Below are 214 nucleotides of genomic sequence, written 5' to 3' on the forward strand. Positions count from 1 at the left end.
GGAATGCAGTCGGCACTCACTACATATGCGGCCAGACACACCTGGGCCACAATGGCTTACCACTGCGAGATACATCCCGGAATCATATCCGAAGCCATGGGACACTCCTCCATCACGGTGACGGAAACCTATCTGAGGCCTTTCAGCAACAGGAAGATTGACGAGGCCAATCAAAGGGTAATTTCTTTTGTAAGAAGCGGAGCGTGCATAGTAT

Annotated in this window: 1 pseudogene; it reads left to right on the top strand. The window is 50.9% G+C overall.

The window, feature by feature from the left end:
- Positions 1 to 214, top strand: a pseudogene (locus M1B78_RS18675) (site-specific integrase); the annotation flags it as partial.

The sequence above is a fragment of the Bacteroides muris (ex Fokt et al. 2023) genome, from assembly GCF_024704895.1.
Lineage (GTDB): Bacteria > Bacteroidota > Bacteroidia > Bacteroidales > Bacteroidaceae > Bacteroides > Bacteroides muris.